The sequence below is a fragment of the Microcystis sp. M53603_WE2 genome (genome assembly GCF_030065435.1).
The window spans coordinates 1-6,564 of the sequence record NZ_JASJFF010001075.1 but is presented as its reverse complement, the minus strand read 5'-3'; the positions used below and the strand labels follow the sequence as shown (position 1 = coordinate 6,564).

Sequence of the window (6,564 nt, the reverse complement as noted above, 5' to 3'; positions counted from 1 at the left end):
CGTGTTATGCTAACGAAAGTGCTAAGAAAATGCGGGTGTAGTTTAGTGGTAAAACCCTAGCCTTCCAAGCTAATGATAGGGGTTCGATTCCCCTCACCCGCTTAAGTTGTTGTGTATCATTTTGTCCTATAGGTCTAATAAAGTTGTTAAGTATTGCCCTTATCGATCGAGAGCGGGTTAGCTTGGAGATAGCAGTGAGCATTCAGCTTTAAACACTTAATAACTGCTAACCGAATCACTGATAAGGGGGTTTTTTCATGGCTTTTAGCCGTTCTAGCGGTATTTTGCTTCATCCCACCAGTCACCCCGGCCGTTACGGGATTGGAGAACTAGGTAGGGAAGCCTATCAATTTATCGATTTTTTGGCTCAAAGTGGTCAAAAACTCTGGCAAATTCTCCCTTTAGGCCCCACAGGGTACGGTAACTCTCCCTACATGAGTTTTAGTGCCATTGCCGGCAATCATCTCCTGATTAGTCTCGATCTTCTTCGGGAAAAAAACCTGCTTAGTGAGGCAGATTTCGAGGATATTCCCGATTTTCCCCTCGATCAAGTGGATTTTGATAAATTGATCGCTTGGAAAATTCCCCTACTTAGAAAGGCGGCGAGCAATTTTGTCAAGGGTTCTGACACAATTCTTTACAAACAGTTTGCCGGCTTTTGTGCTGGCAATGCCGATTGGTTAGAGGATTACGCCCTATTTATGGCCCTATCCCACGCTTACCCGGGTAAAGCATGGATGGAATGGCCGACAGAAATTCGCGAACGTCATTGGGGTGCGTTGGAAACACCGAAACAGGAGTTACAAGAGGAGATTTTTCTGCACAAATTCCTGCAATTTGAGTTTTTTGAGCAGTGGTTAGCCTTAAAACGCTATGCTAACTCCCTCGGTATCGAGATTATCGGTGATATCCCCATTTATGTCTCCCATAATAGCGCCGATGTTTGGGCAAATCCGCAGGTTTTCCGACTAGATACCCAAACCGGTAATCCCTTGGAAGTGGCCGGGGTTCCCCCGGATTATTTCTCAGAAACGGGGCAATTATGGGGCAATCCTCTCTATAACTGGGATTATCTCAAAAATACGGGCTTTGACTGGTGGGTACGCCGTTTAAAAGCGGTTCTTTCCCTAGTCGATATCATCCGTATCGATCATTTTCGCGGATTAGAAGCCTATTGGGCGGTGGCTTTTGGCCAGGAAAACGCCATTAATGGTCGTTGGCTGAAGGCCCCGGGTTATGATCTCTTTAATACTATTGGCGCTCGTTTAGGTAAATTGCCGATTATTGCCGAAGATTTGGGCGATATTGACCAAGCAGTCTTAGATTTTCGCGATCACTTTGCCTTCCCCGGGATGAAGATTCTCCACTTTGCTTTTGGGGGTGACGCGGGTAATCCCTATCTTCCTTTCAACGTCGAACGCAACTGTGTGATTTATACCGGCACTCACGATAATAATACCACTGTGGGCTGGTTTCAAGATAACGCCAATGACTACGAAAAAGCGCGACTTTATCAATATCTTGGCGCTCCCAGTGGTCAGGGAGTGGCTTGGGATCTGATTCGACTGGCCTATAGTTCCGTGGCTAATCAGGCGATCGTACCGTTACAGGATGTGTTAGGTTTAGGATCGGATGCGCGGATGAATACCCCCAGTGTCGCAGAAGGGAATTGGTCATGGCGCTATCGTCAGGAAGCTTTAACCGGAGAATATAGCGAGAGATTGCGAGATTTAGTCAATTTTTTTGGCAGAAATCGTTAAATAGGGTTTGCTGAAAAAGCTTTTCCTGGGGGCAGGGTGTGGGGTGTGGGGTGTGGGGTGTGGGGTTTTACCGATTTTGAGGGGGTCAATTACCTAATTTTCAGGGAAAAAGTACCTGAATTTTCCCCCCGATCCCCGCAACGGCTGGCACTTTTTGAGGAAAAAAAAGTCTAAAAGTCTTATCCAACAAGGTTTTTAGATTTATTCAGCAGACCCTAAATATCAACCCTTTTGTCGAGACGTTACCCCTAACGTCTCTTTTTGTCCGGTTAATGTGGGTGAGAATTTTTTAGCAATCTTTGCCGGATGCGATCGAGATTTTCTCGACTATTGACAGGTAAATGGGGTAAGGGTAATTCTAAATTGGGCCAATTACTCAAATCATGGCAGGGACAGGATAAACTCGATTGTCCCACCACTTCAATTGGTACGGGTATAGTACAACGAGCGCAGGGATGAAATTCCCATTGAGGGGAAAGTAAGTCTCGGATAGTTTGTTGAGTACCTTCTAGGTAACAATCGCCACTTTCAGGATCAAGCATTTTTTGCCAACAATCTTCAAACTCCGACGAATAGCGATCAGCATTGAAAATTGGCAGCGGAAATAGCATAGCTTGGTTTTTGGGACAAATAACTTTTTTTCCCAATTGAAACCAATGGGCGAGATATTTTTTAACTGCGGAGGTGTCTGACATATAGTTTGTGTGGAGGCTGCCCTGATTATTGCTCTTACCATCAATCCTAGCGTTAACTTCCGGTGTCGGACAGGTCTTAGGATGATTGATTATGTAGTTTAATAATTATTTTAGGTAACTGAGCATCTGCAGCTAGATTAATCCCAATAAACTCACCATTAAAGCTTTTTGGGCGTGCATCCGATTTTCCGCTTGCTCCCAGACTTTTGATTGTACACCCTCGATCGCCCCGTCGGTAATTTCTTCGCCGCGGTGAGCAGGTAAACAATGGAGAATAATCGCGTCTTTGTCAGCGTGACTCATTAGCTGTTCATTGACTTGGTAGGGCTGAAAAACGGGAATTCGGGCATCAGCGAGGCTTTCCTGTCCCATACTTGCCCAGACATCAGTATAGACCACCTGAGAGTCTTTTACGGCCGTAACGGGATCGTCGGTAATTAAGATTTTACTACCGGTTTTCTCGCCAATAGCTTGGGCGCTGGCGACAATTTCCCCATCCGGTTGATAGTTTGCGGGGGAAGCAACCCGCACATTTAACCCCATCAAAGCGCCACCCAAGAGGAGAGAATTAGCGACATTATTACCATCCCCCACATAGGTGAGGTTAATTCCCCGTAAAGTCTGAAAAGTCTCTTGGATAGTCTGTAAATCGGCTAATATCTGACAGGGATGTTCTAAATCCGTTAAAGCGTTGATAATCGGGATGCGGGAATAATTAGCAAAAGCTTCTAAATCCTCTTGTTTAAAGGTGCGAACCGCGAGAATATCGAGATAGCGATCGAGTACCCGGGCTGTATCTGCTAAGGGTTCCCCGCGCCCCACTTGGGTTACACTGGGATTAAGATCGATCACCTGTCCCCCTAACTGGTACATAGCGACGGTAAAGGAAACCCGGGTCCGGGTGGAGGCTTTATAAAATAGCAATCCTAAGACTTTTTTGCAGCTAGGGTTAAGAGTGCCAGCTTTAAGCTGTGCCGATAGATTGAGTAGGGCGCTGATTTCTTCGCTACTCATGTCGGTTATTCTTAAAACATCTCGTCCTTTTAAAGTGGCTACCATTGGTTTTTCTCTCGATAAACAGGGGTTTTGATTGGCTTTTATGGCAGTTAGCGGTTAGCAAAAATCTTGAGTAAAGACCTTATTATAATCCAGTTTTTTCGCTATTAGGCAATTTTTCCCGAAAATTTTCATTTTGGGGGATGTTAGTCCAGCTAACACCCCCACTTTTTCCGTTAAATTAGGTAGGTGTTAAAAATTGTCAGATTCCCCCCTTATCAAGGTGGCTCTCCCCGCCTATCGGCACCCCCCTTATCAAGGTGGCTCCCCCCGCCTATCGGCATCCCCCTTATCAAGGTGGCTCCCCCCGCCTATCGGCACCCCCCTTATCAAGGTAGATCCCCCCGCCTATCGGCACCCCCCTTATCAAGGTGGCTCTCCCCGCCTATCGGCACCCCCCTTATCAAGGGGGGCAGGGGGGATCAAACCCAAAATCTAATTTCTACTTAACTAATTTTGCCCCACACTTAGAACAAAAATTAGACGAAGGCGGGTTTTTGTGTCCACAATTACCGCAGATAATTAAAGCTGGGTTAGCCACTTCCGTCACCGGAGAAAGAGGAATTTCTCCACCGCTATCCAACTTATAGTTATGGATTAACTGCAAAATAACTGCATCTTCCCGTTTATATTCTGTATTATCTTTTCCTCCTGTCAACTCCTCGGAACGTTGTTGTAAATATTCGATAAAATTCCGATACAAAGCTTGTTTTTTCTCCGGAGTGGCCGAATCCTGTAACTTAGCTGTCACCTGACTTTGAATTTTTTCCTTATCTTCGCGACAAGCTTTTACTTCTAACACCTGTACCGCATCTTCCCAACTGGTGGCGATATCGACTTTTTTTAATCCCGTTGCGGTTTTAATTTCATAGCGAATTGTTTTCTCATTAGTGACTCGATTGACTTCTGGAAAAAGCACTTTTAAAGCCCGGGACGTCACCACCAATTGATAAATACTCGGATCTTCGGGAAAAACATCCCAGAAAGGAGGTTCCTTTTGGATATGCACGGGGATAGGTAAATCGCGATTTTCCCCCATTTGTTGGGCGCGTTTAGCGAGAATAAATTCTCCTTTCCAGTCTTGATAGGATTGCCGCAGTTCTCGCATTCCATCGAGACAGCGCAGGGAAAAACCGCCAATTTCCTGCACGAAGACAAGACGATGTTTTTCCACTTCTCCCAAGGGTTTAATATCGTCTTCGTTGGGGATAAATTCCCGCAGTTTCGGAATAATTTTTTGGGCTGCCGGGTTACTGGTATTTCTTCCTCCAATCAGGGCAATATTTTGATTTAATTGGGGTGTAAAACCCGCATCTTTTCCCCGCAAAACCGCAGGATTAAGCATAATTAGGGGTCGCGATTTTTGGTAGGCAATGCGAAGATTATTGATAATATCGGCATCGTTGTTATAGATTTTTAACAAGCGATCGCAAGCGGCTAATTCCTGCTGAATGCGACTACTAGCAGGAGCATTTTGTAGGAGTTGATTAGCTTGGTTTAGGATAACTTTTTGAAAATCACCTTGACGAATATCGGCAATCTCGGTTATGTCAAATAAACGCATATTTTCATCAGCGCGGCGCGTTTCTTTCCAGAGGAGGCTAGATTGCTTTAAAATCTCTTCTGAGAGGGGTAAACAAAGGTTATCCATACCCGTATCGTAGGCGTTTTTGTTACCGACAATCCCGGAGGCAAATTGTTCGATAAAGTCTTGATAAAGACCATTTAATTCTTGTCTGTCAAATAATTTAATCCCATTAATTAACAAAGCATCGGCACTATCAATCTGTTGGTTAGCTTGGAGATTAAATAGATCGCGACTTTGAATTAATTTCTGACGAAAGCGATTAAAACGGCTTTCTAATTGATTAAGATGTTCCAGTAAACGATTAATAACCTCTACTCCTGCACCTCTGGTTTTTCGTTGAATATTGGCCATTAAATAGCCTTCCAATCCCGTTAAAGCTTGTTCACAATATTGTTCCATCTTATCTTTTTTCGAGATGTGAATTTTATCTTTCAGATCATTAATTTCTGCTAAGGCTGTATCATATTCTCGTTGACGTTTACTTTCGTTTTGACTCCAAACCTGTTCTTGATCGCGACGGAATTTTTCCGCTATGTCGGTGAAGATTTGTCGTACTAAAACAATAAAACTCTCGGCAAATTTTACCCCACGGTTCCGATCCTCAAGGATATTATAAAACTCTATTTCCAGGGACTTTTTACCCCGTTGAATAATTTCATCCCGATTACTATAAATCTTTTTCAGGTAATCGCCGTGCAGCCGTTCATCGGGACTCAATTCTAGTAAATGATTGCGTTTAAATTCCTCGACTCTTGGTGTCAAATAATCATTAATAAATTGCAGAATTTTACCCTGTTCATTGCCTAAAATATTAACACCCTGTTTGGTACAAGAGAGCCAATTATCTTGATTGATTTCCTGACGAGTTTCGTTAGTCCATTGGGAGATTATGGCAATTAAAGAGCGATCCTTGTCGGCACATAAATCCATAATTAATTCCCCTTCGCTCAAGCGCATTTTTTTGAGGATATCACCTCTTACTAAGTCCAACATTTGAGCGGGTAAAATCACGGAATCATTCAGCCACCAATTAATTAAATCTTTGGCTAAACGTTCCGATAAGGAGGCACGAATTTGGGCAATAGGAATTTCAATAGTTGATAGTCCAAAACTCATAAATTGCTTAGGATAACCGCGACCCCCTGGGTCAGCTTGTGCCCAAGAACCCTTAATATTATCTCTAATGGAACGCTTATGAGGGGCAAAATCAGAGGTCATATCTAGAAAAATATTTTGGGCGATCATTTCCCTAATTTGACCGAGTTTAAAATCACCTTCTCCGTTTTTTGTCCCCACTAAATAGGTAAAGTCAAAGGGGGGTAATTTACTAACCACTTCATCGACTAAACCGCTGCTAAACTGTTGATGATATTCGGTTCTGTAGTCAGAAAAGTAATTTAATTCCATCAGGGCAGCGTAACCATTAGCCAAAACTCGATCGCCGACACTAATCCCCGCAAATGCT

4 protein-coding genes and 1 tRNA gene are annotated in these 6,564 nt (G+C 43.7%); 2 read left to right on the top strand and 3 right to left on the bottom strand.

Annotation, left to right across the window (positions count from 1 at the left end; translation table 11 throughout):
- Nucleotides 1-31: 31 nt before the first annotated feature.
- Together PX481_RS22670 and malQ are read left to right on the top strand one after the other, a co-directional pair.
- Nucleotides 32-102, top strand: a tRNA-Gly gene (locus PX481_RS22670).
- Between the two features lie 155 nt (nucleotides 103-257).
- A complete protein-coding gene (gene malQ / locus PX481_RS22665; protein ID WP_288096176.1) occupies nucleotides 258-1,760 on the top strand; it encodes a 4-alpha-glucanotransferase in 1,503 nt (500 codons plus the stop codon).
- A 269-nt stretch (nucleotides 1,761-2,029) separates the two neighbouring features.
- On the opposite strand, the gene PX481_RS22660 is transcribed toward malQ, so the two are convergent.
- The 3 genes from PX481_RS22660 to PX481_RS22650 all read right to left on the bottom strand — a co-directional run.
- On the bottom strand, nucleotides 2,030-2,455 hold the full coding sequence (locus tag PX481_RS22660; protein ID WP_002762400.1) for a hypothetical protein: 426 nt from the start codon (nucleotides 2,453-2,455) through the stop codon (nucleotides 2,030-2,032).
- 132 nt (nucleotides 2,456-2,587) lie between these two features.
- Nucleotides 2,588-3,514, bottom strand: coding sequence for an ornithine carbamoyltransferase (argF, locus tag PX481_RS22655; protein WP_002762401.1), 927 nt, complete (start codon nucleotides 3,512-3,514; stop codon nucleotides 2,588-2,590).
- Nucleotides 3,515-3,953: 439 nt separating this feature from the next.
- Nucleotides 3,954-6,564 (bottom strand): tubulin-like doman-containing protein (locus tag PX481_RS22650; protein WP_288096173.1); only part of this gene is annotated, 2,611 nt, incomplete at its 5' end.

What these genes read in the sequence shown, in the direction of transcription:
- malQ (WP_288096176.1), top strand. Translation starts at nt 258, where the DNA reads ATGGCTTTTAGCCGTTCTAGCGGTATTTTGCTTCATCCCACCAGTCAC.
- PX481_RS22660 (WP_002762400.1), bottom strand. Translation starts at nt 2,455, where the DNA reads ATGTCAGACACCTCCGCAGTTAAAAAATATCTCGCCCATTGGTTTCAA.
- argF (WP_002762401.1), bottom strand. Translation starts at nt 3,514, where the DNA reads ATGGTAGCCACTTTAAAAGGACGAGATGTTTTAAGAATAACCGACATG.